The organism is Roseovarius sp. YIN77 (assembly GCF_057219155.1).
In genome coordinates this window covers 464,011-487,654 of the sequence record NZ_JBXVVI010000001.1, presented here as the reverse complement: position 1 = coordinate 487,654, position 23,644 = coordinate 464,011, and the positions used below count along the sequence as shown (strand labels likewise).

The window sequence follows — 23,644 nt, the reverse complement described above, 5'->3', positions numbered from 1 at the left end:
GGGAGAACTAGATATGAAAGATGAAAAGCAAATGATGCTGGATCGTTTGGCTGATGCAGCGCGTCGCGGATCGATCTCGCGTCGGTCGTTTATGAATTATTCGATGGCCGCTGGTCTGACCGCGACGAGCGCGACAGGATTGTGGACCAATTCCGCGAATGCTGCGCCGACTCGTGGCGGGACGTTCCGGGTCGGACTGCACGACAACAATTCGTCTGATACGCATGATCCGGGTACATACCTATCGATCCAACACATTGTATTGGCGCATACGTTCCGCAGCTATTTGACCCAGATTGAAACTGATCAATCTTTGGGTGGTGATATCGCGAGTGAATGGAGCGGGTCAGCAGATGCAAAAGAGTGGACCTTTAAGCTGCGCGACAATGTCTCTTTCCACAGTGGCAAGAAGATGACTGCAGAAGATGTCATCGCGTCGATGAACCACCACCGTGGCGAAGATACCACCTCCGCAGCCAAGGCGTTGTTGGCAGACGTTGCCGACGTGCAGAAACTAGATGACTACACGGTGAAATTTGTCCTGTCTTCGCCAAATGCTGACTTGCCTTGGTTGATGACCGATTATCACCTTGCAATTTGTCCGGCCAATGACGATGGATCGATGGATTGGCAATCTGCTGATGGCTCTGGGCCGTATAAAATTGTGGAAGGTGAGTTTGGCATCGGCTTCAAACTTGATCGTCACGATGGCTGGCATGGTGAGGGTGCGTATTTCGACGCCGTTGAATATATCGCCCTGAATGACCCGAATGCGCGCCAGACTTCACTGGTTACAGGTGATGTGGATGCTGTCTCTGCGATTGACCTGAAAACCCGGGCATTGCTGAGCCAATCTCCGAACATCAATATCTTTGACGTGCCTAGCGGCTCTGCGATCTCGATGCCGATGCATTGCAACACCGCGCCGTTTGACAATGTTGATGTACGCAATGCGCTGAAATGGGCGATGGATCGTGATGAAATCATCGAAAAAATCGCGTTCGGTTCTGCGACCAAAGGCAATGATTTCCATCACTCACCCTCTATGCCTTATTGGCCCGATGACATTCCGCAATACGACTATGATCCAGATAAAGCCAAATCACTGCTGAAGAAAGCTGGCGCAGAAGGCTTGACGATTGATCTGAGCACAACGGAATCCGTGTTCTCCGGCGCTGTTGATATGTGTGTTCTCTACGCAGAGCAGGCAAAGGCGGCAGGGATCAACATCAATGTGGTTCGGGAGCCAAGCGATGGCTACTACTCTGACGTTTGGTTGAAGAAACCATTCTGTGCCGTTGCTTGGGGTGCACGTCCAACCCCGGATGTGATGTACAGTCTTGCGTATAAAGACGACGCAGCCTGGAATGAAAGCTACTGGCAGAATGATCGTTTCAACGTGTTGTTGCGCCAGGCAAAAGCTGAACTCGACAATGACAAGCGTGCGGAATTGTATCGCGAGATGGCAATGATCGCCCATGATGATGGCGGCACAATTATCCCGTTCTTCCGTAACTTTGTCTACGCCAGCAGCACCAAGGTCAAAACGACCGGGGCTCAGGCGGCCAGCTGGGAAATGGATGGCGCAAGAGCTGCCAGCCGCTGGTGGTTTGAAAGCTGATTTTAAAAACATGGGGTCCGACCAGAACTGGTCGGGCCCTAATTTCCATTGCGGTATCAGCGCAGTGGCGTAAACTGTCCACAACGCAGGGCAAATTGATCCAAATGCGTATCACAAAGCATTCCTCATGAATTGGAATGCATAGAACAAGGAGGGACAGATGGGAGACATTCTTGGGCTTGTGCTCAGGCGTCTTGGTCTGGGGTTGATCACACTACTCGTGATCTCTGTAATTATCTTTTTTATGGTCGAGTTGTTGCCAGGCGATGTTGCCGAGGCCGTACTTGGTCAGGCTGCCACGCCTGAAAACCTGGCGGCTTTGCGTAAGGAAATGGGGTTGGATTCACCGGCACCTGTTCGATATCTGGGTTGGCTGGCCGGTGCCATCACAGGGGATTTCGGCACGTCAATCGTGACGGGATCCAGTGTTTGGGACACGATCTCTGACCGATTTGTGAAAACTCTGTTTCTCGCATCTTATGCTGCTGCAATCGCAGTCCCGATCTCAATTATTCTGGGAATTATCGTTGCCCTGCTGCGGAATTCTATATTTGACCGCGTGGCGAACGTTGCAACGCTGACAACGATCTCATCGCCAGAATTCTTCCTTGGATACATTCTCGTGCTGTTCCTCGCGGTTAAAACCGGTTGGTTCCCGGCCATTTCAAGTGTGAATGATGATATGGGTCTGATGGAGCGTCTAGATCGGACATTCCTTCCGGCGCTGACATTGGTTCTGGTTGTGACCGCACATATGATGCGGATGACACGTGCATCGATCATCAACTTGCTGGCCTCTCCATATATCGAAATGGCACGCCTGAAAGGGACACCACCGTGGAAGGTGATTGTCAGGCACGCCTTACCAAATGCATGGGCACCAATCATTAACGTGGTTGCACTGAACCTGGCATATCTGATCACTGGTGTTGTTCTGGTTGAGGTGGTTTTCGTCTATCCCGGTATCGGCCAAGCTTTGGTTGATGCGGTGACAAAACGTGACTTCCCGATCGTTCAGGCTTGTTGTCTGATCTTCGCGGCAACCTTCATTCTGCTGAATCTGGCAGCTGATGTTGGGGCCATTCTGACAAACCCGCGTTTGCGGCATCCTAAGTAAGGAGGGGAAAAATGACTTTTGTTATTATCTACTTCGCATTCCTCGTCCTCGCTTCGGTGTTGGCGGCGAAATACAACCAACGCAGTGCGTTTCTGTTGCTCTTCTCTTTGACACTGGTGTCTTTCGTACTGGGTATCATCGGAGGCGTTGGCGCACTGAAATTCGTCGCGGTTGCTGCGGCCGTACTGGCGTTTTCCGCCGGTCTGTCCTACGGCTTCCGTGAGTTTCTGATCGTTTTGGCCGAAAGCAATATCGGGGCTTCGTTCACTAGAAATCCGGTGAATATGTATCTCTTCCTAGGCGTTCCCATCTTGTTGCTTGTGTCATCTTGGACCTTGGGTTGGCCGATCGTAGAAGTTCCGCTAACGATAATCTTTGTCGTGGTCATGCTGATGTCATTCACGACGGAGGTGGCCAAGGAGCTGAGGACCGCACCCCTAACCGCGGCCTTCGGATTGTTTGTCATCTTTATCTACGCGGTGGCCGCGATTTTCGCACCGATTATCGCACCGTTTGGCGAGGCGGAAGTTATCGCATCAACCTATGCGCCTGCTGATGAAAACATGCTGTTGGGCGCCGACCAGTTGGGCCGCGATATGTTTAGCCGCATTGTCTATGGTGCACGAAACTCTGTCGGTCTTGCGCTATCCGCGACGACGGCTGCGTTTATCATGGGCGCATTCTTGGGTATGCTGGCAGCAACAAAGGGTGGCTGGTTTGACCAGTTAATGGGACGCATTGTCGACGTTGTCATGTCGATCCCGTCGCTGATTTTCGCTCTGTTGATGCTGTCAATCTTTGGGTCCAGCACAGGTGTGATTATCGTTGCTGTGGCGATTATCTATGCGCCACGGGTGTTCCGCCTGACACGGGCGGTTGCCGGCAACGTTGTGGTCATGGACTACATCGAAGCGGCGAAGTTGCGCGGGGAGAGGACCTGGTATCTGATCCGCAAGGAAATCCTGCCAAACTCAACCGCACCGCTGGTCGCAGAGTATGGTCTGGAATTCTGTTTCGTGTTCCTTCTGGTCGCTGGTCTGTCCTTCCTTGGTCTGGGTCTGCAGCCACCAACAGCTGACTGGGGTTCCATGGTGAAAGAAAACGCCACGCTGATCTCGTTTGGTCAGTTCACACCGCTGATCCCTGCAGCTGCGATTGCGTTGTTGACGGTTGCCGTCAACTTCGTTGTCGACTGGATGTTGTTCCGGGCCTCTGGTCTGAAGGAGAGATAATATGACTGTAAGCAATGAAGTTCTGCTGAAGATCAAAGACCTTCAGATCCAAGGCTACACCGGGGAACAGTGGATCGACATCATTAAAGGTGTCGATCTGACCCTCCACAAAGGGGAGGTGATGGGCCTTATCGGTGAATCCGGTGCCGGTAAATCCACGATCGGGGCGGCTGCCATGGGTTTTGCCCGTGATGGTACCAAAATCTCTGGTGGCTCGATCGAGTTTGATGGGATGGAGCTGACCACCGCGACCTCCTCTGAAAAGCGGGCGTTGCGGGGGGCTCGGATTGCCTATGTTGCACAGTCAGCGGCGGCATCCTTCAACCCGTCACACAAGCTGATTGACCAACATACAGAGGCACCGCTGCATTATCGCATCAAAAAGCGGATGGAGGCACAGGAAGACGCGATCGATCTCTATAACCGGCTGCGGCTGCCCAATCCTGAGGAAATCGGCTTTCGGTATCCTCACCAGGTGTCCGGGGGTCAGCTGCAGCGGGCGATGACGGCGATGGCGATGTCTTGTCGTCCTGATCTGATCATATTCGATGAGCCGACGACCGCCTTGGATGTGACCACCCAGATCGAGGTTCTGGCCGCGATCCGGGACATCGTTGAGCAGTTCAACACGGCTGCGATCTATATCACCCACGATCTGGCTGTTGTGGCACAGATGGCTGATACGATCAAAGTTCTGCTGAAGGGCAACGAGGTCGAAGAAGCACCAACCGAGGAAATGCTGAGCAACCCGAAAGAGGAGTATACTAAATCCCTCTGGGCGGTGCGTAGCTTCCAACGGCCGCAAAAGGATCGTCCAACCGATGGTCAACCGCCGATCATATCAGTCAAGAATGTCGACGCTGCCTATACTGGTGGCCCGCAGATTTTGAACGATGTATCGTTTGATATCTATGCGGGTATGACCGTGGCTGTAGTGGGGGAATCCGGGTCGGGTAAATCCACGACGGCCCGGTGTATTACCGGCCTGCTACCCCCCAGCAATGGTGAGGTGTTGTTCAAAGGCGAACCATTACCGCCCAGCTATCTGAGCAGATCAAAGGATCAGCTGCGCCAGGCGCAGATGATCTATCAGATGGCCGATACAGCCCTTAACCCGAAAGTGAAGATCAGCGATATCATTGGTCGACCGGCACAGTTCTATTCCGGGCTCACGGGCGCTGCACTAAAGGCGCGTGTGGATGAATTGCTGGACCTGATTGAGTTGGAACCATCCAAGTATTATGACCGCTATCCACCAGAGCTGTCGGGTGGTCAGAAGCAACGGATTGGTATCGCGCGCGCACTTGCTGCGGAACCCACCTTTATCATCTGTGACGAGGTGACCAGCGCGCTTGACCAACTGGTGGCCGAAGGCATCCTCCGCCTGTTGGATCGGCTGCAATCGGAGCTGAATCTGGCCTATATGTTCATCACCCACGATCTGGCCACCGTCCGATCGATTGCCGACGAGGTTGTGGTGATGCAATATGGTAAAGTGGTGGAACAGGGCGCGAAGGATTTCATGTTCACGCCACCGCATCACCCCTATACCGACCTGCTGTTGTCTTCGGTTCCGGAAATGGATCCGAACTGGCTGACAACTCTGCTGGAAGAGCGCGGCGTCGACAATATCGGGGAGTCAGCTCAAGTCTGATGCACGATAATAAAAGAGTACCTGACCGGCGGCCAAACTACTGGCTGCCGGTTTTCATTTGTGTGTTCTGTGGGATCGAAGCGTGAATGTGGATGCACGCAGACGCGTTGTTATCCTGCGGAAATACCGGTCAGGACCAACGTGCCCAAGATCATTCCATAGACAAACACCAACCCTGGCCAGGAGCCACGGGAAGCTTTTGCTTCGCGGATCAGATCATCTTTAGTCATGGCGCAGTCTCCTGCAAAAACATGGCAGTCATCGTTCGTATTCCGCACCTAGTCCTGAATGAAATGCATTTCAATGACTTTTTTTAATATTCCGTCATGAAATCAAAAAAAAACATGGGATCCATTTAAATTATTAAATATCAATAACCTAAAGGTATGTTGATTTGGCATAACTGTCATGTGTGCGTGCCATGGCGGTGTCCAAACAGGTATCAACACAACCTTAGCATTCAAAAGTATACTTTCATCCTTGTTGACTTAGAATGCCTGAGTCGCCTTGACGGCCGTCTTCCAGCGGGCATAGCGGGCGTTCCGAAGGTCCTCTGACATCAGAGGCGCAAATCGGCGATCACTGGCCCATTCTTTTGCAAATGCGATTTGATCCGGCAAAACGCCTGCCGCCATGCCGGCCAACCAAGCCGCGCCAAGCGCCGTTGTTTCCAAAACCGCGGGGCGATCAACGGGGCCCCCGGTGATGTCGGCCAGAAACTGCATGGCAAAATCGGACGCCGCCATGCCACCGTCCACGCGCAGAATGTTGCCGGGTGATGCATGTTCCCAATCGTTGGTCATGGCCTCCAACAGATCACGGGTCTGAAAGCCGACACATTCTAGTGCGGCGCGGCACAGTTCTGGCCTGCCAGAGCCACGGGTAAGGCCAAAGATCGCCCCACGACAGTCTGGATCCCAATAGGGAGCACCTAAGCCGGTAAACGCCGGTACAATGATGACATCCTGATCTTTGGTAGATGCCTTAGCCAATTTGGCTGTCTCACTGGCGCTGTCGATGATTTTCAACCCATCGCGCAACCACTGCACCACTGCACCGGCGATAAAGATAGACCCTTCCAATGCATATGTTGGTTTCCCATCCAACTGATAGGCAATTGTGGTCAGTAAGCGATTTTTGGACAACACGGGTTTATTGCCCGTGTTTAAAAGCGCAAAGCATCCTGTTCCATAGGTTGATTTCATCATGCCCGGGGCAAAGCACGCCTGACCGACGGTGGCGGCCTGCTGGTCACCAGCAACGCCCCTGATTGCAATCGAATGCCCCGGGAAGAGCACATCTTGTGTAACACCAAAATCTGCGGCTGAATCCAAGACCTCTGGCAACATGGCGGACGGGATATCCAACAGGCGCAACAAATCCGCGTCCCAGGTGCCATCCATGATGTTGTATAACATCGTACGGGCGGCATTGGTGGCGTCGGTGACGTGCTTTTGCCCGCCGGTGAGGCGCCAGATCAGATAAGTGTCGATGGTTCCAAACAACAACTTGCCCTCAGCAGCGCGTGAGCGGGCGCCCTCGACATTGTCGAGGATCCATTTCAGTTTTGTTCCTGAAAAATAGGGGGCGAGCAACAGGCCGGTTTTTTGTGCAACCATCGGTTCATGGTCCGATGCATTCAATTCGTCGCAAAATTCAGCGGTGCGACGATCCTGCCAAACGATGGCATTGTGAATGGCTTTGCCTGTGTCCTTATCCCACACAACCGTGGTTTCGCGTTGATTGGTAATGCCAATCGCTGCGATCTGCGATGGCTGAATGTGTGCATTGCTCACGGCCTCTCTGCACATCGCGACGGTGGTATCCCATATGTCCTCGGGATTGTGTTCGACCCAACCAGATTGGGGGAAATGTTGAGGAAATTCCTTTTGCGCGGTGTTTTTTATCGAAAGTTTTTCGTCAAACAAGATAGCTCTGCTAGAGGTTGTTCCTTGATCTATCGCAAGAATGAAAGTTGGGTTGGTCACGCTAACCTCTTTTGTTTGACTGAGAAATCGCAGGGGTTTCACCCGAGGGCGATGACGATTTTACCACATCAGTTTGACCGCAAATTTGACCCTCTGCAATCACCGATGAGCCTGTAGCACCTCTGTATTCGAAATGAAATAGCTTTAAAACGAAAGAAAATCGAAAATAAACGAAATTGAATAGATGACATTCCTTGGAATGTCGGGTATCGCACACTTCAGGGTAACAAATGGTGCATCATGGGTGCTGACTCTCGGCAAAATGAAATTCTGGATCTGTTGCGTGTCGCTGAGAATGTGGAGGTCGATACGCTTTCGCAGCAGTTTGGGGTTAGTGTTCAAACAATCCGCAATGACCTGCGCGCCCTGACAGCGCTTGGGCTTGTAGAACGGACCCATGGCGGTGCGCAGCGTGTTGAGTCGGTCTCTAACCAGGACTATGCAGAACGTCGTCGTTTAATGGGCGCCGCCAAACAAGCTATTGGGCGCGTGGCGGCAAATCTACTTCCCGATAAATGTTCGGTAATGATGAATATCGGCACCACGACAGAACAGGTGGCCATGGCATTGCGAGAGCATCGGGACCTGCTGGTTCTGTCTAACAATGTCAATATCATCCATCTTTTGACCGGTTCGGCCTCTAAAGAACTGGTTCTGGTGGGTGGGACAGTGCGCCAAAGCGACGGGGCCGTTGTTGGTGAAGAGGCCGTAGAATTCATATCTAGATACAAGGCCGACTTTGCCATCATCGGGGCGTCGGCCCTTGATGACGATGGGGCTGTGTTGGATTTCGATGCACGAGAGGTCTCTGTCGCGCGCGCAATGCTGCGCAATGCACGGACGCGCATTCTGGTTTGTGATAGTAGCAAATTTGTACGCACCGCTCCGGTCAGGATCTGTGATTTAGGCCTTTTGGATTTTGTAGTGACGGATACGCCCCCCTCTCAAGCGTTTACGAACACTGCAGAGCGTTGCGAGACCCGCATATTGATTGCCGAGCAGACGGGTGCAGAACATGACTGAAACACCTTCTTTGGGCAGTTTTGACGTCTTTGTCATCGGGGGCGGTATCAATGGCTGCGGGATCGCGCGTGATGCGGTTGGGCGCGGGTTATCTGTTGCGCTGGCAGAACGCGATGATCTGGCTTCGGCGACATCTTCGGCCTCGACCAAGCTGTTTCACGGCGGGTTGAGATATCTGGAGTATTTTGAGTTTCGGCTGGTGCGTGAAGCGTTGACAGAGCGGGAGGTTTTGCTTCGGGCGATGCCCCATATCAGTTGGCCGATGCGTTTCGTGCTACCTTATCATCCTGATCAAAGATTTGATGCGCAAACCCCGACCTCACGCCTGCTGTCAACGGTCATGCCCTGGCTGAAAGGGCGCAGACCCGGTTGGTTGATCCGGTTGGGGCTGTTTATGTACGACCACCTTGGTGGGCGAAAAATCCTGCCGGGGTCGCGTGTATTGGACCTGCGGGACGACCCAGCCGGTGAGGCGTTGAAAGGCCAGTATAAAAAGGCCTTTGAATATTCAGATTGCTGGGTTCAGGATTCGCGTCTTGTTGTTTTGAACGCGCGGGATGCCGCCAAACGCAGTGCGAAAATCATGACCCGAACAGAGGTGATCGGGGCGGTTCCCTGTGACGGGGTGTGGCGGATTACGGTCCGGGATCAGATCACCGGACAGACGTCGACTTGTCAGGCAAAAGCGCTTGTGAATGCGGCCGGTCCGTGGGTTGGGAATGTACTGCAGGATGTACTTGGCAAAGCCAATTCTGACAATGTGCGCCTGGTTCGCGGCAGCCATATCGTGACGCGTAAGCTTTACGATCATGATAGGTGCTATTTCTTTCAGGGCAGGGACGGTCGCATTATTTTCGCGATCCCTTATGAGGGCGAGTTTACGCTGATCGGCACGACGGATGCAGAACATGAGAATGCTGAAAACCGACCGGAAGCAACCGAAGAAGAGATCAGTTATCTGATTGAATTCGCCTCAGAATATTTTGAAACCCCGATCACCCGTCAGGATGTGGTGTGGACTTATTCTGGGGTTAGGCCGCTCTTTGATGATGGATCAAAATCTGCAACGGCAGCCACGCGTGATTATGTTTTGAAGCTGGAAAATCTGGACGGTGCTGTGCTGTTAAACGTGTTTGGTGGGAAGATCACCACCTATCGTAGGTTGGCAGAATCTGCGCTGGCCAAGCTTTCCCAGGTGTTTCCCAACGCGGGTACGAACTGGACCGAGGGTGTGGCCTTGCCGGGCGGAGATTTTCCTGTCGATGGGGTTGAGGACTTGATCCAAGAACTGCAGCTTGCTTTTCCGTTTCTGTGCAAATCTACGGTGCAAAGGTTGGTGCGCACTTATGGTACAGAGACGCGTGACATACTGTCTGGCGCTACGTCGACTGAGGACCTTGGGCAGGCGTTTGGCGCAGGACTGACAGCACGAGAGATAAGCTGGGCAATCGATCATGAATGGGTTCGAAGTGGCGATGATTTTCTGTGGCGCAGAACGCGCATGGGGTTGCATCTGACCAATGATCAAATTTCTAAGGTGGCAGAATTTATTGATGAAAGAACAGGGGCTTAGGGTTCTAAAACCTGGACCAAATACCCAGCTTTAATCGACGATCATATCCTCGGACGGCTTCGTGCGCTACGCCCAGTTCCAGGCTTGTCTTGTCGGATAATCTGAACACAAATGCGGGCGACAACCATAAGGTATCTTGGCTTTGTGGAAGGTGTTCTGCCGTGATGCGAAACAGGGCCAGATTGTCCGAAGGAAAACGCCAGCCAAGCGTGGTTTCAACCTTTACCTCTGGCGGCTCGTCCGTGTTTATCAGGTCGGTGCGGGCATCCAGATTGATCCATCCCCGATCTAAACCAATGCCCCATGATCCGCCTAGCCGGATGACCGTGGTGTCGTTGAACTGGTCATAGCCAAGTCCGGCAAACAAGGCATATCGATGAGTGTCGCTATCGGTTCGAAAGGCCCGTTGGAGTGAGGCGACAATCCGCCCATTTGTTCCGATGTCATTTTGAAATGCATCAACAATTACAGTGTAATACGGGGTGAGGCCATATTCGGCATATATTTCTTGCGTATAGCGCAAGTACCCGTATTCATCCGTGTCGACATGGGATGCGAAGGACAGAAAAACCTCCTTTTCCTCCCGTGGCCATGCGCCTGCAAATGCCTGCTGAACTGGCGCCAAGAGTGCAAGCAACAGTAGAAAACTTCGCATTTCTGACCCTCCACCATGGGTCAATTTGTCTGCGGTTGGTTAATGATTGGTAAAGTATTGGTTAATGGGGCGTTAGTCCGGGTATTGGATTTCGCAGCTTTGAGCTGTTTTTTCGGCCGCTTCGGTTAATTCTGGCAGGCGCGCCTGAAGCGCATCTAGTTTTCGCTGTTCCAGTTCGGGATCGATGGCGACCGGGGTTTCGACCCATCGGAAATCAGTTTCCCAACAATTGAATAAATGTCCGTTAACATCACGGCACCAGCCCCAATGGCGATAAGGTTCGCGGGATCGGTGGATGGCATAGCCACGATCCAGGTTGGCTTGCAGCCTTGCGATTTCGGACTGGACGGTTTGCAACTCTCTGGTGCCACGATCAACACATCGTTCCTGCGGCGTAGCGCAAGCGGCAAGAAACAGCATCAGGGGCAGGGCGTATCGCATGGAACGACTTTCACTAGGCTTGGGTTAAATATTGATGATCCAAGCATGGTTATTCAATAGCAGCGGCAGAATTCACCCTGATCCAGATCAACGCAGGCAAGCGCCATATATGCGAAAATAGCAGCAAATATGGAGGAATTGTCATGTATAAAAAAATCTTGATACCTATTGCTGCTGATCATGGGGATATCTCTGATGCTATTGAGATATCGAGGGCAATCTCTGCCGATGGGGCGGTTTTGACCGCCCTGACAGTGATCGAAGCGGTTCCCAGCTATGTGGCAGGATATCTGCCCGAAGGACAGATCGAGAAGACAGCTAAAGAGGTCATGACCGCGTTAAAGGCTGATCTGGAGGGGCAGGGCGACGTGACCCCGCGTGTCGTTTCAGGCCATTCGGCAAACACTATTCTGGATTATGCCAGAGAGTACGGGATCGACTGTATTGTCATTTCGTCCCATCGGCCGGGGTTGCAGGACTATTTTCTTGGCTCCACAGCGGCACGTGTGGTGCGCCATGCCCAATGTGCGGTGCACGTGATCCGTTAGGTTAAGGGCAGAAAATCAACAAATTCGCTGTCGGCGCCACGTCGGTGCAACGTCGGTATTGCGTCGGTGTGTTTTCCCATAGCGCATGGATCAACGATCCGCTCGTTGGGTTTACCTGGGCTGAAGCGTTCGGTGTGATGTTGGTCATCACTGAAGGGCAGAGGAGGCTTTCACATCACCACCGAACATTTTGCAGGCTTAGGCGTTATAAACGGGTTCGCCCCGGCGCACGGTTTGGACAACCGAGATTGTGTTCAACCGATCCGGGTTGTCGATGGGATTGTCGCTCAGGATTGCGAAATCCGCCAGTTTACCCTGCGCGATGGATCCACGCTCTTTTTCCTGAAACACTTGCCAGGCAGCGTCGATCGTTTGTGCCTTCAGGGCCGAAATCACTGGTACTCTTTCCGCTTCGCCCAAGACGCGCCCAGAGGCCGTTTGCCGGTTCACAGCACAATGGGCAAGGTGGAGCGGCCGAGTGGGCGTCACCGACGCGTCGTTATGGATTGTGTAGCGCAGGCCCATCCGTTCTGCGGTTGCGGCGGGTGAAATCTTGCACGCACGTTCCGGCCCAAGAATGGTGTCATAGTGGCGATCACCCCAGAAATGGATGTGGGCAGAGAAAAAGCTGACGGTTACCCCCAGTTCGATCATTCGGTTCATCTGATCCTCGCGCAAAACCTGCCCGTGAATGATGGTATGACGGTGGTCATCGCGCGGAACGCTTTCCAAGGCGGCGGCGACAGCATCCAAGAACAGGTCAGCCCCCGCATCCCCATTGCAGTGGCAGTGGATCTGAAAGCCCATACCGTGCAGTTTTTGCACGTCTTTGGTGAGGGTTGCCTTGTTGGTATAGGACATTCCGTGAGGCGCGTCAGGGGAGGTTGGTTTGTAGTAAGGTTCGGTCAGAAACGCGGTTTGCAGCTGAAATGCGCCGTCTGTGAAGAGCTTTCGAGGCCCCATCCTAAGGTAATCAGCCGGTTGCCAATTCAGCGCATCAGGACCGTTTGTTAGCGCCGGTTCCAGACCTGCGATCGGAAGAAGCAGCACATCAATACCCGGATCCCGATCAGGACCCAAACTGTTGAAATGTTCCAGCATCTCAAGCGTGGACCAGGCGTTTTGGGCAAAGGTCACACCGTGGGCGAGGTATTCATCCCGGCAGGCATTGAAGCCTTTCCAAAACCGGTCGCGATCAATCAGGAAATCGGTGTTTCCCATCTCTCCCATCGCGGCGATGCCCTCGATCAGGCCGGTTAATTCACCGGTTTCAGGATCGCGGCTAAACCGCCCGCCGGCGGGGTCCGGGCTGTTATGATCAAAACCCTGATGCTGGAGTGCGACGGAATTGGCTGTGCCGTTGTGGCCAGAGGCATGAATAACCCAGACTGGGTGATCCATGGACACGCTGTCCAGTTCCGCGCGTGTCGGCATGCGCCCCTCGGCAATTGCGGTATTGTCAAAAAGAACCCCCATGACCCATTCACCGGGTGGGGTTTTCGCAGCGCGTTCGCGCAGCCGTTCAATTGCCATGGCCATGTCGACGCAATCACCGCGCGGAGGGGAGGCCAGATCGACACGGAATAGCGAAATAAAGCCTGAATCAGGGAAATGACCGTGGGGATCAATGAAGGCGGGAAGCATGGTTTTCCCTTGAAGATCAACGACTTTTGCTGTGCCGTTCATCTGTTGGCGAAGCTCTGCCTCTGATCCGATCGCCTGGATCCGTTCATTTTGGGTAAGCACAGCCTCCACCTGTGGGTGCTGCTCATCCATCGTAATTATTGTGCCGTTAAAATAAAGAATCTGGGCGTCAGACATTAGGTCCCTGCATTCGTAAAAAAAGAAGATCTCCCCACATTAATCAAATGCGGGGAGACAAGTCACTCAGGAAAGATTTACACGACCCACCAGCGTTCCAGGATCCGGCGGCCATCAAATCCGCGGCCCCAGGATACGTCGCCATGGCCAATGTTTTCGTTGCGGGCATGCACCTCGTTCGCGAACATCGGGGCGATGTGGCCGCCCTCATCTCGCAGGATGACTTGCATGTCGCGATACATTTCTGCACGCAGCCCTTCGTCCAGTTCGGCACGGGCCGCGACCATCAGCTCATTAAAGCGTGGGTGATCCCATTGGGTGTCGTTCCAGGCGGCGCCAGCGGCAAAGCCGGTAGTGAACATCGCATCCTCGGTCGAGTAGCCACCCCAGTAGCTGGTTGTCCAGGGTTTGGCCATCCAGACGTCAGACCAGTAGCCATCATTGGGTTCACGCACGACGTTGATGTTGATGCCGGCTGCCTTGGCCGAGGCCTGATACAGAACCGCTGCATCCAGCGCGCCGCTATAGGCTGCATCGGCGGAGCTGAGGTTGACCGTGATGTCGCCCAAACCGGATTTTTCAAAGTGGTGACGCGCACGATCCGGATCATAGGCCAACTGTTCGATATCAGCGGCGTGATAGCGGTAGGACGGCCCGATCGGGTGGTCGTTGCCGACAACGCCGTGACCCAGCAGGACCTTTTCAACGATTTCCTCGCGGTTGATCGCGTATTTCATCGCCTTGCGAAGTTCCAGATTGTCAAACGGTGCGACCGTGGTCTGCATCGGGAAGGTATAGTGCAGAGGTCCTGCGCCTTCTTCGATGATGATCTCCGGGCGTTGGCCCAGCAGGGCGACTGTTTTCAGTTCGACCCGGTCGATGCAGTCCACCTCGCCGGTCAAGAGCGCATTGGTACGGGCTGTTGAGTCGGTGATGGATTGCACGGTGATTTCGCTGGCAAACGCAACGTTGTCGTTCCAATGGTTCGGGTTGCGTTCGAAGTGATAAGACTGACCCGGGCGTTCCTGTTTCAGGATATAACCGCCTGTTCCGCCTGCTTTCCAGTCGATTCCGTCGTCCGATGCTGGATAGATCCCAAACGGTGCCTCGTTGAAGTTGAAGGGGAAGTCGGCGTTTCCGGCAGACAAGGTGATGACGATCGCATTTGGACCATCGGCTTTGATTTCGGTGACTGATTCCAGAATAGGCTTGGCGTTTGAGATCGAATCTTCGCCGCGGTGATAGTTGAGCGAGGCGATCACGTCGTCAGCCGTCATGGTCTTGCCATTCTGGAATTCAACACCTTCGCGAAGCTTGAATGTCCAGACCGTCGCGTCGGGGGAAGAGGACCATTCAGTTGCCAGGGATGGGACCAGTTCGCCACTTGGCGACAGTTCGGTCAGTGTGTTGGCGACGCCGTAGGCGACCACCCATTGCAGGCCGTTAACCAATGTCGCCGGATCAAGTGTGTCAGTGGTTGAGCCGTGGCCCATGGCCAGTCGCATATGGCCACCTTTTTGTGCGGCACTGGCCTTAGAAGCGCCAAGCAGCCCTGCGCCGACGCTTGCGGTCAATCCCAGTGCTGTCGTGCGGCCCAGAAAGTCGCGGCGCGACATCCGTCCTTTTTCCATTTGGCCAAGCAACCATTTTGCGTGAAGTTCACGATCATCCATATTTTAATCCTCCCATGAGACCTTTGGTGCGTTGTTTGTCTACCCCGAGTATTTTTCATTCCCGAATCTGAATAAACTTTGCATAATGAAGCATATGTAAGCAAAGTGACGCAATACTGCTTCGAAGAGAGACAGAATTTGGACAATATCAGAATATTTTCTGAAAACCTAAGAAACATCTGTGCGGAGTTTGGGCCCATTGCGCAGGTTTGTCGGGAGATTGGAATCAACCGCCAGCAATTTAACAGATATTTGAGCGGCGCAGGTCTGCCATCCGCGCATAATTTGCGAAAAATTTCGCGCTATTTTCAGCTGTCCGACACGGATTTGTTTACAGAGCCAACGGAGTTTCAGCGGTCCATAATGTTGGGACGCACGCAAAGGCCGGATGGGCCTGCAGAACTGATGACCGGTGTGTTTCGTGACCAATCTCACAGTTTGAGACGATATCTGGGATTTTATCACGCTCATTTCACCACCCCGACCTGGGAGGGGAAAATCCTGCGTAGTCTGGTCTGGCTGTATGAAGAAGACGGCTTTGTCATGTCCCGGACCATCGAACGGGTGCGATCCATGAACGAGGGCATCTTTCAAAACTCCAGATATGCCGGATTGGTCACCCAACGCGGAAGTCGGCTGTATGTCGTGGAACATGAAATGGTGCGCGATGGTAGCATCGTCGAAACGATCCTGACCCCTTCGCATCGCCAGCAGGTAAAATATTTGCGCGGGACGACCATGGGGGTGGCGTGGCGACCGCATATTATGCCCTATGCGTCGCTGTCGATTTGGAAGCGCATCAGTGAACGGGTCACCATCCGTGAGGCCCTGAAGGATTGCGGTGTCTTTTCCCTGGACAGCCGGCGCATTGATCCCACGATAAAGAAAGATTTACGGCAGTCGCCGTCGGGGAGCAATCTTTTGTATTGAGCCAGCGTTTGGCCAATCTTGATCCGGTGTTTGGGGCCATCGACTGTTGCCCCGACTTATGAAGATTTTCAGCAGGGCACCTACATTCTGCTTACCACTTCTTGCCCAAAGCTCTGCTGAGCGGCCATCTAAGGTTAGCGAGCGAAAGTCTGTCTTAATGTGCTGAGGACTGCGTGACCTTTTGACGGAAACCGGCAGGGGAAAGGCCAATCTCTTTCTTGAAAACGCGGGCGAAGGCCGAGTCAGACGCGTATCCTGCGCGTTCTGCGGCTTCTGAAACGGAATTAGACGGATCAGCCAAGCATTGTTTGGCGATCTCCAACCGCCAGGATGTAACATATTGCATGGGCGACATTGCCATCTTTTTCTGAAACTGAACCGCAAAGTTGGTTCGCGACATACCTGCACAGCGTGCCAAAGTTTCTATCGTCCAGGATGCGCTGGGATCTTTGTGAAATGCCTCTAATGCCCGGGCCAAGTGATGATCAGAAAATCCGTTCAAACCCCAGTTCGCCGAGTCATCGCTTTCGACAAATGCGCGTATGGCCTGAGCCAGAATAGCTTCTGACATCTTCAATGCGATGAGATCGCCACCAAGGCGTTGGCCGCCTGCCTCATCGCCGATCATGCGCAACGTCGCCTCCATCCATTTTCCGGCACTCTCCCCATAGTTCCTGAGGTGTATAAATGGCGGCAGGCGGTCCAACAGCACATGCTTTGCTTGCGGGTCAAAAGAAAAATGTCCGCAAATAAGTTGAGTGTCACGGTCGTCTTCGTCACCGCCGTAAACCAGAACCCCGGTGCCAGTGTATCCCGACCGTTCTACAACCGTATCCAGAGGCAAAACCGAGTCTCTTGTCTCTGGCGCGCAGTAAAGCTTGTGTGACGCGCCATGCGGAATGATCAACAAATCACCCTGTTCCAGCGCCACCGCCATTTCATGCCCCTCAACTTCGATCAGGCAATTGCCTCTATGGGCAAAGTGAAATCGCGCGACATTTTCGAACTTCGGAACCTCAATTCCCCAAGGGGTGGTGAGCGAAGTTCGAAAATAAAGCGTTCCACGCACAGACAGTTTCGTAAGGATATCACTGAGGAGATCAAGCATGTCCTCTCATCGCAGGATGTGGCGACATTGTACAGTGGTTTGAACGATCTGCACAAATATTCGGACGTTCTGGCATGTATCGCACTGATCTGTTTGGATTACATCTGTGACAGTCGAAACACTCTATGGAGTTCCAGAAATGAAAAAACTGATATCCGCACTTGTAATGTCATTGTCAATGACGGGCGTTCAAGCCAACGCGCAGGACGTCGCCGAGATGAACGATCTCGAATACGCGCATATTGCCTATACCGCCGATAACATCGACATTCGGTACGCTCATTTGGCGTTGGCGCTGTCGACGAACCCTGACATCCACGAATTCGCGAACACAATGATCCGCGATCACACCGCTGTGAACGAAGCTGCGTTGGGTCTGCTTGATAAACTGGGTGCGTCGGCTCAGGACAATGCCTTCAGCCAGACGTTGAACGCAAACGCAGAAGAGGTCATTGATGGCTTTACAAAGCTTCGCGGTGCAGAGTTTGATGCCGCCTATGCCGCCAACGAATTGGCCTATCACCGGGCGGTGAATGATCTCGTGGAAAATACGATGATCCCCAATATCGACAATGCCGAAGTGAAAGCGCTGTTTGAGCAAGGCCTTGGAATATTCAAAGCCCATGAAAAGCACGCAGAAATGATGGTTGAGGCGCTTCGGTGATGGAAAAGCTCTATTCACGCCGCAATATGATGGTTGGGGCGGTCGCATCAGTGACCGCACTCGCCATCAGTCGGGCCAAGGTCCACGCTGCGGAATCAGTGGTTCATGACGTCAGAATTAAGTCGTTTTCATTCGTGCCAAATCGTCTTCAAGTCTCAGCTGGTGACACAATCCGTTGGACCAATGACGACCTGGCGCCTCATACCGCCACCGCCGATGGGTCTGGGTGGGATACCGGGAAGATTACCACAGATGACAATTCGGAAATCATGGTGACGGAAGGGATGGAAACGGAATATTTCTGCGACTTTCATCCCAACATGAAAGGCACGATTGTGGTTGAATGACGTGGTTCAATGGTTTGATTTGAATGACAGCGGAAACAGGCTCGAAGTGCAGCGTCAGATGCTTCGGGTTTGTGTCCAATCTTTTGCGTCCGCGCAGAGTAGTAGAAAACAAATCTGTTACTGACGCATTGGGCAAATCAAATTGGCGTCTGAAGAGTGATAAATGGCGATCCCGGGAGGACTCGAACCCCCAACCCCCTGATTAGAAGTCAGGTGCTCTATCCAGTTGAGCTACGGGACCGCTGCGGGTGTTTTGACGAATTTCGCCGTGATGGGCAAGCCTCAAAGATCGCAGCGCATAAAAATGCTTAGCGGATCCAGAACATAGTCACCAAAGGGCGGGCATTCGGTGAAACCCGCAGATTGATAGAGTTTGCGAGCGGGCAAAAACACATCGTCGCTGCCGGTTTCCAGCAACACTTCGGTCATGCCATCTTTGCGGATGTTTTGCATCAGATGAGCCAGCAGCAACCGACCAACGCCAGTTCCGCGCAGCTTGTCGTGGCAATGCATGGATTTCAGCTCTGCCTTGTGGCCGCCCAAGGGTTTGTAGGCCCCGACGGCCAAAACTTCCCCGTCACTGGTGCGTCCAGCAAATACACGCGCGCCAGCCGTACGCAGCTCATCAGATGTCATGACATGACAGCTTTCGGCGGGCGATGTCGCGCGCATCAGCTGAAAGTGCCGCGTCAGCAATGCATCTACGGCCGCATCTGTGCCGCGGACTTCGAAAAAGTCCAACATTGTTAGTGTGTCCAGGTCTCGCGCCGGTTGGTGGCAAAGTTTTCGCCATACCCCATGGGGCGGATATTTGGCTTGCGCTTTTTGGGATCCTGAACCACGGCGTCGATCCCGTGGGCCTGCGCATAGTCCATTGCGGCCTCTTTGCTGTCAAAGCGCATCTTGACCTGAGTCTGCGTGTCGTCAGAGCTGGTCCACCCCATCAACGGATCAATTTCGCGGCTGGAGGCCGGGGCAAATTCCAGAACCCAGTTTTTGGTCTTGGCTGCGCCGGATTGCATGGCGTTGCGGGCAGGCTGATAGATACGGGCGCGCATCAGATACTCCGTTTTGATCTGATTAGGTTATCGGGAAATTTGCGTCCGGATTCAACCCCGCAATGTCAGCAGGGTAGATTGATTGTACCTGGCGCCCTTGAAGAAGAACAAAAAGTGATCAAATCTGTGGCCAAAGAGGATTCGCCCATGACCGATGCTGCCACCACCGCCTCCAACCGCCCAAAGCTGGAAGGCGGCAAGCGTTTCATCATGAAGACCGAGTTTCAGCCGGCGGGTGACCAACCCACAGCGATTGCCGAACTTAGCGCCGGGATTGATGCAGGAGAGCGTGAACAGGTGCTGTTGGGGGCGACGGGAACCGGCAAGACCTATACCATGGCCAAGGTGATCGAGGAAACGCAGCGGCCCGCGATCATACTGGCCCCGAACAAGACCCTGGCGGCCCAATTATACGGCGAATTCAAGGGGTTCTTCCCCGAAAATTCCGTGGAATATTTCGTCAGCTACTATGATTATTATCAGCCAGAGGCCTATGTAGCGCGGTCGGACACCTATATCGAGAAAGAAAGCCAAATCAACGAGCAGATCGACCGGATGCGCCATTCGGCCACCCGGGCGCTGTTGGAACGCGATGATGTGATCATCGTGGCGTCGGTGTCGTGTATCTATGGCATCGGTAGCCCCGAAACCTATACCGCCATGACACAGGATCTGGCGGCGGGCGAAGACTATAACCAACGCGATATTATGTCTGGCCTCGTCGCCCAGCAATACCGGCGCAATGACAATGCCTTTGCCCGCGGATCGTTTCGGGTGCGGGGCGACAGCCTGGAAATCTGGCCCAGCCATTTGGAAGATCGCGGATGGAGGTTCAGCTTTTTCGGAGATGAGATTGAATCCATTACCGAATTTGACACCCTGACCGGGGCGAAAACAGATGTGTTGGAAAAGGTTCGGATCTATGCAAATTCCCACTATGTGACGCCGACGCCGACCCTGAAACAGGCGATCAAGGGCATCAAGGAAGAGCTGGTTGTGCGCCTGAAACAGTTGGAGGATGAGGGGAAATTATTGGAGGCGCAACGGCTGGAACAGCGCACCAAGTTTGATCTGGAAATGTTGGAGGCATCGGGGTTTTGCAACGGGATCGAGAATTATTCGCGCTTTCTGACCGGTCGCGCCCCGGGTGAACCACCGCCCACGCTGTTTGAATATATCCCCGACAACGCCATTGTGTTTGCAGACGAATCCCACGTATCCGTGCCCCAGATCGGTGGCATGTATCGGGGCGACTATCGGCGTAAATTCACGCTGGCCGAACATGGGTTCCGGCTGCCATCCTGCATGGACAACCGCCCCCTGAAGTTCGAAGAATGGGACGCGATGCGCCCACAATCGGTGTTTGTGTCGGCCACGCCCGCGAAATGGGAAATTGAGCAAACCGGTGGCATCTTTACCGAACAGGTGATCCGACCGACGGGCCTGTTGGACCCACAGATCGAAATCCGGCCTGTTGAAATGCAGGTTGATGATCTGTTGGATGAGGTCCGGCGCGTTGCACAGGATGGGTATCGCACGCTGGTCACCACGCTGACCAAACGCATGGCTGAGGACCTGACCGAATATATGCATGAACAGGGCATTCGCGTGCGTTACATGCACAGTGATATCGATACCCTTGAAAGAATTGAGATTTTGCGCGATCTGCGTCTGGGGGCGTTTGACGTTCTGATCGGGATCAACCTGCTGCGAGAGGGGCTGGATATCCCCGAATGCGGGCTGGTCGCGATTTTGGATGCGGATAAGGAGGGGTTTTTGCGATCAGAAACCTCCCTCATCCAGACCATCGGCCGTGCCGCGCGCAACGTTGATGGCCGCGTTATCATGTATGCCGATCGTATCACCGGATCGATGGAACGCGCGTTGGCCGAAACCAACCGCCGCCGGGCCAGGCAAGAGGCCTATAATCTGGAACATGGCATCACGCCCGCGACGGTGAAAAGGAATGTCGACGATGTTCTGGCCGGGCTCTACGATGGCGACACCGACATGGCGCGCGTCACTGCCACCATCGACAAACCCATGGTGGGCGCAAATCTGCAGGCTCATCTGGAGGGGCTGCGGGTTGATATGCGCAAAGCCGCAGAGAACCTGGAATTCGAAGAAGCTGCCCGCCTGCGGGATGAGATTAAACGGCTGGAGGCGGTCGATCTGGCCATCGCCGACGATCCGCTGGCAAGGCAAAGCGCCATCGACGCCGCCGCTGACGCCGCGATGAAGAGCAAGGGAAGGTCTACAGCCGGCAAACCGGGGCAACGGGGCGGAAATGTGAAGCGGCGGCGGAGGTAGAGGCTGTCGAAAGATGTTCTTAGAAGGCCAGCTTAACCTCGGAACCGCAACGCCAAGCTAGACTACCTGTTCTTGACGTTCTGGCCGCCCCATAACGGGGATTACTTTATTGCAAATTGCGTCTTGACCTAAAGGTTGCTTGAACTTTTAGGGTGCCATTAAGCGTTCAGAAACTTTTCTTGACGAGTGGAGTGTCGACCAAAACCACGAAGTGCAGAAGGATTGGTTCCTGAAAAACAATTATAAGGTGGAATTTGCAGATGCATGTTTTGACAGTGCTTGATCACCCCAATCCAAACTCGTTCAGTGCTGCTGTCGCAAAGAAGTTTATGGAAGGTGCCGAAGCTGCCGGGCATTCTGTCGAGTTGGCTGATTTACATGCAGAGGGGTTTGATCCGCGTTGGACGATGGCTGACATTGAAGCGGACAACAATTCCACCACTGTGCCGGATGTGAAAGTTGAACAAGATCGGGTTGCACGTGCTGATGCAATTTGTCTTGTTTTCCCACTGTTCTGGTGGGGCATGCCAGCCATGATCAAGGGGTGGGTTGATCGCGTTTGGTCATGGGGGTGGGCATATGATCAGCTGGAAAACGCCGAAAAGTCGCTCCAGCGTGCTCGTTCCGGGGTGTTGTTAATTCCAGCTGGTGCGCGTTCGGATGAAATGGACAAGGATGGGTATCTTGACGCTTTGGATACGTCCTGGGTCAAGGGAACATTTGGTTATTTTGGATTTGCACCGAGAAAACTCGAACTTCTCTGTGGTTCGACAGGGTCAACACAACGACGACAGTCACTATTGGGCAGAAGCTATCAGGTTGGCCTGACCCTGGAGCCGCCCCGATCAAGCAAATGATATATCATCCGGGTCGAGCCGAGCGAAAAGTGCTGACGCGTGGGGTGGTGTTACCCCAACTTTACCGGCATCCCGTGTGGTGTCCTCTGGTAGGCCGCTTCCCAGTCGGTTTTGCGTTTGGTAAGGTCGGCCTCTGACAGCGCTGTTGCACCGGTTGTTAGCCGTTCCAGCGCGTTCAGGGCGGCGGTGTAGTAGGTTTGCAGCGTGTCGGGTTGGCCGGTGGCCTCTGCCTGTTTCAGCTCTGCGCCAAGGGTTTCGGCCCATTGCGTCGCTGTAAAGATTCCCGTGCGCACCATGGCATCAGCGATGGCGAGGGTCTGGGCCTGCCAGGCCTCGTCAAAGATTGGTTTGTCGGGGCTCAGGCTGGTGTCGGGGTTAAACAAAATAGCTCTCCCACAATTCCAGTGTCACGCTGTCGCGGGGGTTGGTGTCTGGTCCCCAAAGCTCTGTCGCGGCGAAGGCCACGGTGTAGAGATGTTGGCCAATCTCATGTCCCTTTGCACCCTCATCGGCGAAAAGGTGTGCACCGTGATGGACGATGATCTGGCCCGTTCTGTCGCGGGCATAAGCGGGCAGGCGGGTATGGCCGGAATGGGCGAAACGTTGGGTGGTGACGGTATCGCCTACGGAAAAACGAGGTGTGTCGTTGGCCGTGACTTCAAAATTACGGCGTCCGGCCCGGTTGGCGTCAAGCAACTCTGGCAAGGTTTTCGTGGGAGGCGGAGGTGCCAGGTTTTGGACGTGACCCGAGAGCAGTTCTTCCATTGTCACCTCGCCATTATCGACCATGATCATCAGGTAGGTGGTCGCCCATTTCTGAAAATACCGATAGGTCAAATAATCTGACGGCACCATATGTTCCAACGTGTGGCGAAACCAATCGATGGTGATGTCACGCTGCACGCCGGCGCGGGCGATGCCCCACATGCGCCGTTCCCAATCGAATTCGAAAGACAGATCGCCGTTGCCGGTATCGATGGGGCCATAACCCTGTTTGCCGCCCAGATCATGTATGGAATCCATC

Annotated in this window: 22 protein-coding genes and 1 tRNA gene; 12 read left to right on the top strand and 11 right to left on the bottom strand. The window is 53.7% G+C overall.

Annotated elements, in window-relative coordinates; translation table 11 throughout:
• Positions 1–13: 13 nt before the first annotated feature.
• The 4 genes from AC2D8P_RS02385 to AC2D8P_RS02370 all read left to right on the top strand — a co-directional run bounded on the left by AC2D8P_RS02385 (position 14) and on the right by AC2D8P_RS02370 (position 5,624).
• Positions 14–1,621 carry an ABC transporter substrate-binding protein gene (locus tag AC2D8P_RS02385; protein ID WP_484700100.1) on the top strand — a complete coding sequence of 536 codons (1,608 nt, stop codon included), beginning with the start codon at positions 14–16 and terminating at the stop codon, positions 1,619–1,621.
• Between the two features lie 160 nt (positions 1,622–1,781).
• Positions 1,782–2,738 (top strand): ABC transporter permease, encoded by a 957-nt coding sequence (locus tag AC2D8P_RS02380; RefSeq protein ID WP_484700099.1) that lies wholly within the window; start codon positions 1,782–1,784, stop codon positions 2,736–2,738.
• An 11-nt stretch (positions 2,739–2,749) separates the two neighbouring features.
• Entirely contained in the window at positions 2,750–3,970 is a 1,221-nt protein-coding gene (locus AC2D8P_RS02375; RefSeq protein ID WP_484700097.1) for an ABC transporter permease, read from the top strand.
• A 1-nt stretch (position 3,971) separates the two neighbouring features.
• Positions 3,972–5,624, top strand: a complete 1,653-nt coding sequence (locus tag AC2D8P_RS02370; protein WP_484700095.1) for an ABC transporter ATP-binding protein — start codon at positions 3,972–3,974, stop codon at positions 5,622–5,624.
• A 488-nt stretch (positions 5,625–6,112) separates the two neighbouring features.
• Here the strand turns inward: AC2D8P_RS02370 and glpK are convergent, their stop codons facing one another.
• Positions 6,113–7,612, bottom strand: a complete 1,500-nt coding sequence (gene glpK, locus AC2D8P_RS02365; RefSeq protein WP_484700094.1) for a glycerol kinase GlpK — start codon at positions 7,610–7,612, stop codon at positions 6,113–6,115.
• 240 nt (positions 7,613–7,852) lie between these two features.
• Between glpK and AC2D8P_RS02360 the strand changes: the two genes are divergently transcribed.
• Complete coding sequence (locus AC2D8P_RS02360) at positions 7,853–8,635, top strand: DeoR/GlpR family DNA-binding transcription regulator (RefSeq protein ID WP_484700092.1); 783 nt, start codon at positions 7,853–7,855, stop codon at positions 8,633–8,635.
• The gene (gene glpD, locus AC2D8P_RS02355; protein ID WP_484700091.1) at positions 8,628–10,208 is read left to right on the top strand and encodes a glycerol-3-phosphate dehydrogenase; all 1,581 of its coding nucleotides are present in this window, start codon (positions 8,628–8,630) and stop codon (positions 10,206–10,208) included. The genes AC2D8P_RS02360 and glpD overlap by 8 nt, the downstream gene beginning before the upstream one ends.
• Before the next feature lie 4 nt (positions 10,209–10,212).
• On the opposite strand, the gene AC2D8P_RS02350 is transcribed toward glpD, so the two are convergent.
• A complete protein-coding gene (locus tag AC2D8P_RS02350; RefSeq protein WP_484700089.1) occupies positions 10,213–10,863 on the bottom strand; it encodes a hypothetical protein in 651 nt (216 codons plus the stop codon).
• A 72-nt stretch (positions 10,864–10,935) separates the two neighbouring features.
• Complete coding sequence (locus AC2D8P_RS02345) at positions 10,936–11,304, bottom strand: hypothetical protein (RefSeq protein ID WP_484700088.1); 369 nt, start codon at positions 11,302–11,304, stop codon at positions 10,936–10,938.
• Between the two features lie 143 nt (positions 11,305–11,447).
• Here AC2D8P_RS02345 and AC2D8P_RS02340 point away from each other — a divergent pair, with 143 nt between their 5' ends.
• The gene (locus AC2D8P_RS02340; protein ID WP_484700086.1) at positions 11,448–11,852 is read left to right on the top strand and encodes a universal stress protein; all 405 of its coding nucleotides are present in this window, start codon (positions 11,448–11,450) and stop codon (positions 11,850–11,852) included.
• Positions 11,853–12,050: 198 nt separating this feature from the next.
• Here the strand turns inward: AC2D8P_RS02340 and AC2D8P_RS02335 are convergent, their stop codons facing one another.
• Positions 12,051–13,673 (bottom strand): amidohydrolase, encoded by a 1,623-nt coding sequence (locus AC2D8P_RS02335; protein WP_484700084.1) that lies wholly within the window; start codon positions 13,671–13,673, stop codon positions 12,051–12,053.
• Between the two features lie 77 nt (positions 13,674–13,750).
• A complete protein-coding gene (locus AC2D8P_RS02330) occupies positions 13,751–15,346 on the bottom strand; it encodes an ABC transporter substrate-binding protein (RefSeq protein ID WP_484700083.1) in 1,596 nt (531 codons plus the stop codon).
• 363 nt (positions 15,347–15,709) lie between these two features.
• Here AC2D8P_RS02330 and AC2D8P_RS02325 point away from each other — a divergent pair, with 363 nt between their 5' ends.
• Positions 15,710–16,276: a hypothetical protein gene (locus tag AC2D8P_RS02325; RefSeq protein WP_484700081.1), complete on the top strand. Its 567-nt coding sequence runs from the start codon at positions 15,710–15,712 to the stop codon at positions 16,274–16,276.
• Between the two features lie 154 nt (positions 16,277–16,430).
• Here AC2D8P_RS02325 and AC2D8P_RS02320 read toward each other — a convergent pair whose 3' ends face one another.
• Positions 16,431–17,384, bottom strand: coding sequence for an AraC family transcriptional regulator (locus AC2D8P_RS02320; protein WP_484700080.1), 954 nt, complete (start codon positions 17,382–17,384; stop codon positions 16,431–16,433).
• A 139-nt stretch (positions 17,385–17,523) separates the two neighbouring features.
• Here AC2D8P_RS02320 and AC2D8P_RS02315 point away from each other — a divergent pair, with 139 nt between their 5' ends.
• Together AC2D8P_RS02315 and AC2D8P_RS02310 are read left to right on the top strand one after the other, a co-directional pair.
• Positions 17,524–18,048, top strand: coding sequence for a DUF4142 domain-containing protein (locus AC2D8P_RS02315; RefSeq protein WP_484700079.1), 525 nt, complete (start codon positions 17,524–17,526; stop codon positions 18,046–18,048).
• Positions 18,048–18,395 carry a cupredoxin domain-containing protein gene (locus tag AC2D8P_RS02310; protein ID WP_484700077.1) on the top strand — a complete coding sequence of 116 codons (348 nt, stop codon included), beginning with the start codon at positions 18,048–18,050 and terminating at the stop codon, positions 18,393–18,395. The genes AC2D8P_RS02315 and AC2D8P_RS02310 overlap by 1 nt, the downstream gene beginning before the upstream one ends.
• Before the next feature lie 164 nt (positions 18,396–18,559).
• Here AC2D8P_RS02310 and AC2D8P_RS02305 read toward each other — a convergent pair.
• The 3 genes from AC2D8P_RS02305 to AC2D8P_RS02295 form a co-directional block, all read right to left on the bottom strand.
• Positions 18,560–18,636: transfer RNA gene (locus AC2D8P_RS02305), tRNA-Arg, on the bottom strand.
• Between the two features lie 41 nt (positions 18,637–18,677).
• Positions 18,678–19,139, bottom strand: a complete 462-nt coding sequence (locus AC2D8P_RS02300; protein ID WP_484700076.1) for a GNAT family N-acetyltransferase — start codon at positions 19,137–19,139, stop codon at positions 18,678–18,680.
• Between the two features lie 2 nt (positions 19,140–19,141).
• The gene (locus tag AC2D8P_RS02295) at positions 19,142–19,453 is read right to left on the bottom strand and encodes an ETC complex I subunit (RefSeq protein WP_484700074.1); all 312 of its coding nucleotides are present in this window, start codon (positions 19,451–19,453) and stop codon (positions 19,142–19,144) included.
• A 147-nt stretch (positions 19,454–19,600) separates the two neighbouring features.
• Between AC2D8P_RS02295 and uvrB the strand changes: the two genes are divergently transcribed.
• Complete coding sequence (gene uvrB, locus AC2D8P_RS02290) at positions 19,601–21,763, top strand: excinuclease ABC subunit UvrB (RefSeq protein ID WP_484700073.1); 2,163 nt, start codon at positions 19,601–19,603, stop codon at positions 21,761–21,763.
• A gap of 260 nt (positions 21,764–22,023) precedes the next feature.
• Positions 22,024–22,620 (top strand): NAD(P)H-dependent oxidoreductase, encoded by a 597-nt coding sequence (locus tag AC2D8P_RS02285; protein WP_484700071.1) that lies wholly within the window; start codon positions 22,024–22,026, stop codon positions 22,618–22,620.
• Between the two features lie 50 nt (positions 22,621–22,670).
• On the opposite strand, the gene AC2D8P_RS02280 is transcribed toward AC2D8P_RS02285, so the two are convergent.
• Both AC2D8P_RS02280 and nthB read right to left on the bottom strand, forming a co-directional pair.
• Entirely contained in the window at positions 22,671–23,003 is a 333-nt protein-coding gene (locus AC2D8P_RS02280) for a nitrile hydratase accessory protein (protein ID WP_484700070.1), read from the bottom strand.
• Positions 22,996–23,643, bottom strand: a complete 648-nt coding sequence (nthB, locus tag AC2D8P_RS02275) for a nitrile hydratase subunit beta (RefSeq protein WP_484700068.1) — start codon at positions 23,641–23,643, stop codon at positions 22,996–22,998. Before nthB ends, AC2D8P_RS02280 begins: the two co-directional genes overlap by 8 nt.
• Between the last annotated feature and the right edge of the window lies 1 nt (position 23,644).

Bases quoted from the DNA above. Each gene is read 5' to 3' on its own strand.
- AC2D8P_RS02385 (WP_484700100.1), top strand. From the start codon at position 14: ATGAAAGATGAAAAGCAAATGATGCTGGATCGTTTGGCTGATGCAGCG.
- AC2D8P_RS02380 (WP_484700099.1), top strand. From the start codon at position 1,782: ATGGGAGACATTCTTGGGCTTGTGCTCAGGCGTCTTGGTCTGGGGTTG.
- AC2D8P_RS02375 (WP_484700097.1), top strand. From the start codon at position 2,750: ATGACTTTTGTTATTATCTACTTCGCATTCCTCGTCCTCGCTTCGGTG.
- AC2D8P_RS02370 (WP_484700095.1), top strand. From the start codon at position 3,972: ATGACTGTAAGCAATGAAGTTCTGCTGAAGATCAAAGACCTTCAGATC.
- AC2D8P_RS02360 (WP_484700092.1), top strand. From the start codon at position 7,853: ATGGGTGCTGACTCTCGGCAAAATGAAATTCTGGATCTGTTGCGTGTC.
- glpD (WP_484700091.1), top strand. From the start codon at position 8,628: ATGACTGAAACACCTTCTTTGGGCAGTTTTGACGTCTTTGTCATCGGG.
- AC2D8P_RS02350 (WP_484700089.1), bottom strand. From the start codon at position 10,863: ATGCGAAGTTTTCTACTGTTGCTTGCACTCTTGGCGCCAGTTCAGCAG.
- AC2D8P_RS02345 (WP_484700088.1), bottom strand. From the start codon at position 11,304: ATGCGATACGCCCTGCCCCTGATGCTGTTTCTTGCCGCTTGCGCTACG.
- AC2D8P_RS02340 (WP_484700086.1), top strand. From the start codon at position 11,448: ATGTATAAAAAAATCTTGATACCTATTGCTGCTGATCATGGGGATATC.
- AC2D8P_RS02335 (WP_484700084.1), bottom strand. From the start codon at position 13,673: ATGTCTGACGCCCAGATTCTTTATTTTAACGGCACAATAATTACGATG.
- AC2D8P_RS02330 (WP_484700083.1), bottom strand. From the start codon at position 15,346: ATGGATGATCGTGAACTTCACGCAAAATGGTTGCTTGGCCAAATGGAA.
- AC2D8P_RS02325 (WP_484700081.1), top strand. From the start codon at position 15,710: ATGTTGGGACGCACGCAAAGGCCGGATGGGCCTGCAGAACTGATGACC.
- AC2D8P_RS02320 (WP_484700080.1), bottom strand. From the start codon at position 17,384: ATGCTTGATCTCCTCAGTGATATCCTTACGAAACTGTCTGTGCGTGGA.
- AC2D8P_RS02315 (WP_484700079.1), top strand. From the start codon at position 17,524: ATGAAAAAACTGATATCCGCACTTGTAATGTCATTGTCAATGACGGGC.
- AC2D8P_RS02310 (WP_484700077.1), top strand. From the start codon at position 18,048: ATGGAAAAGCTCTATTCACGCCGCAATATGATGGTTGGGGCGGTCGCA.
- AC2D8P_RS02300 (WP_484700076.1), bottom strand. From the start codon at position 19,139: ATGTTGGACTTTTTCGAAGTCCGCGGCACAGATGCGGCCGTAGATGCA.
- AC2D8P_RS02295 (WP_484700074.1), bottom strand. From the start codon at position 19,453: ATGCGCGCCCGTATCTATCAGCCTGCCCGCAACGCCATGCAATCCGGC.
- uvrB (WP_484700073.1), top strand. From the start codon at position 19,601: ATGACCGATGCTGCCACCACCGCCTCCAACCGCCCAAAGCTGGAAGGC.
- AC2D8P_RS02285 (WP_484700071.1), top strand. From the start codon at position 22,024: ATGCATGTTTTGACAGTGCTTGATCACCCCAATCCAAACTCGTTCAGT.
- nthB (WP_484700068.1), bottom strand. From the start codon at position 23,643: ATGGATTCCATACATGATCTGGGCGGCAAACAGGGTTATGGCCCCATC.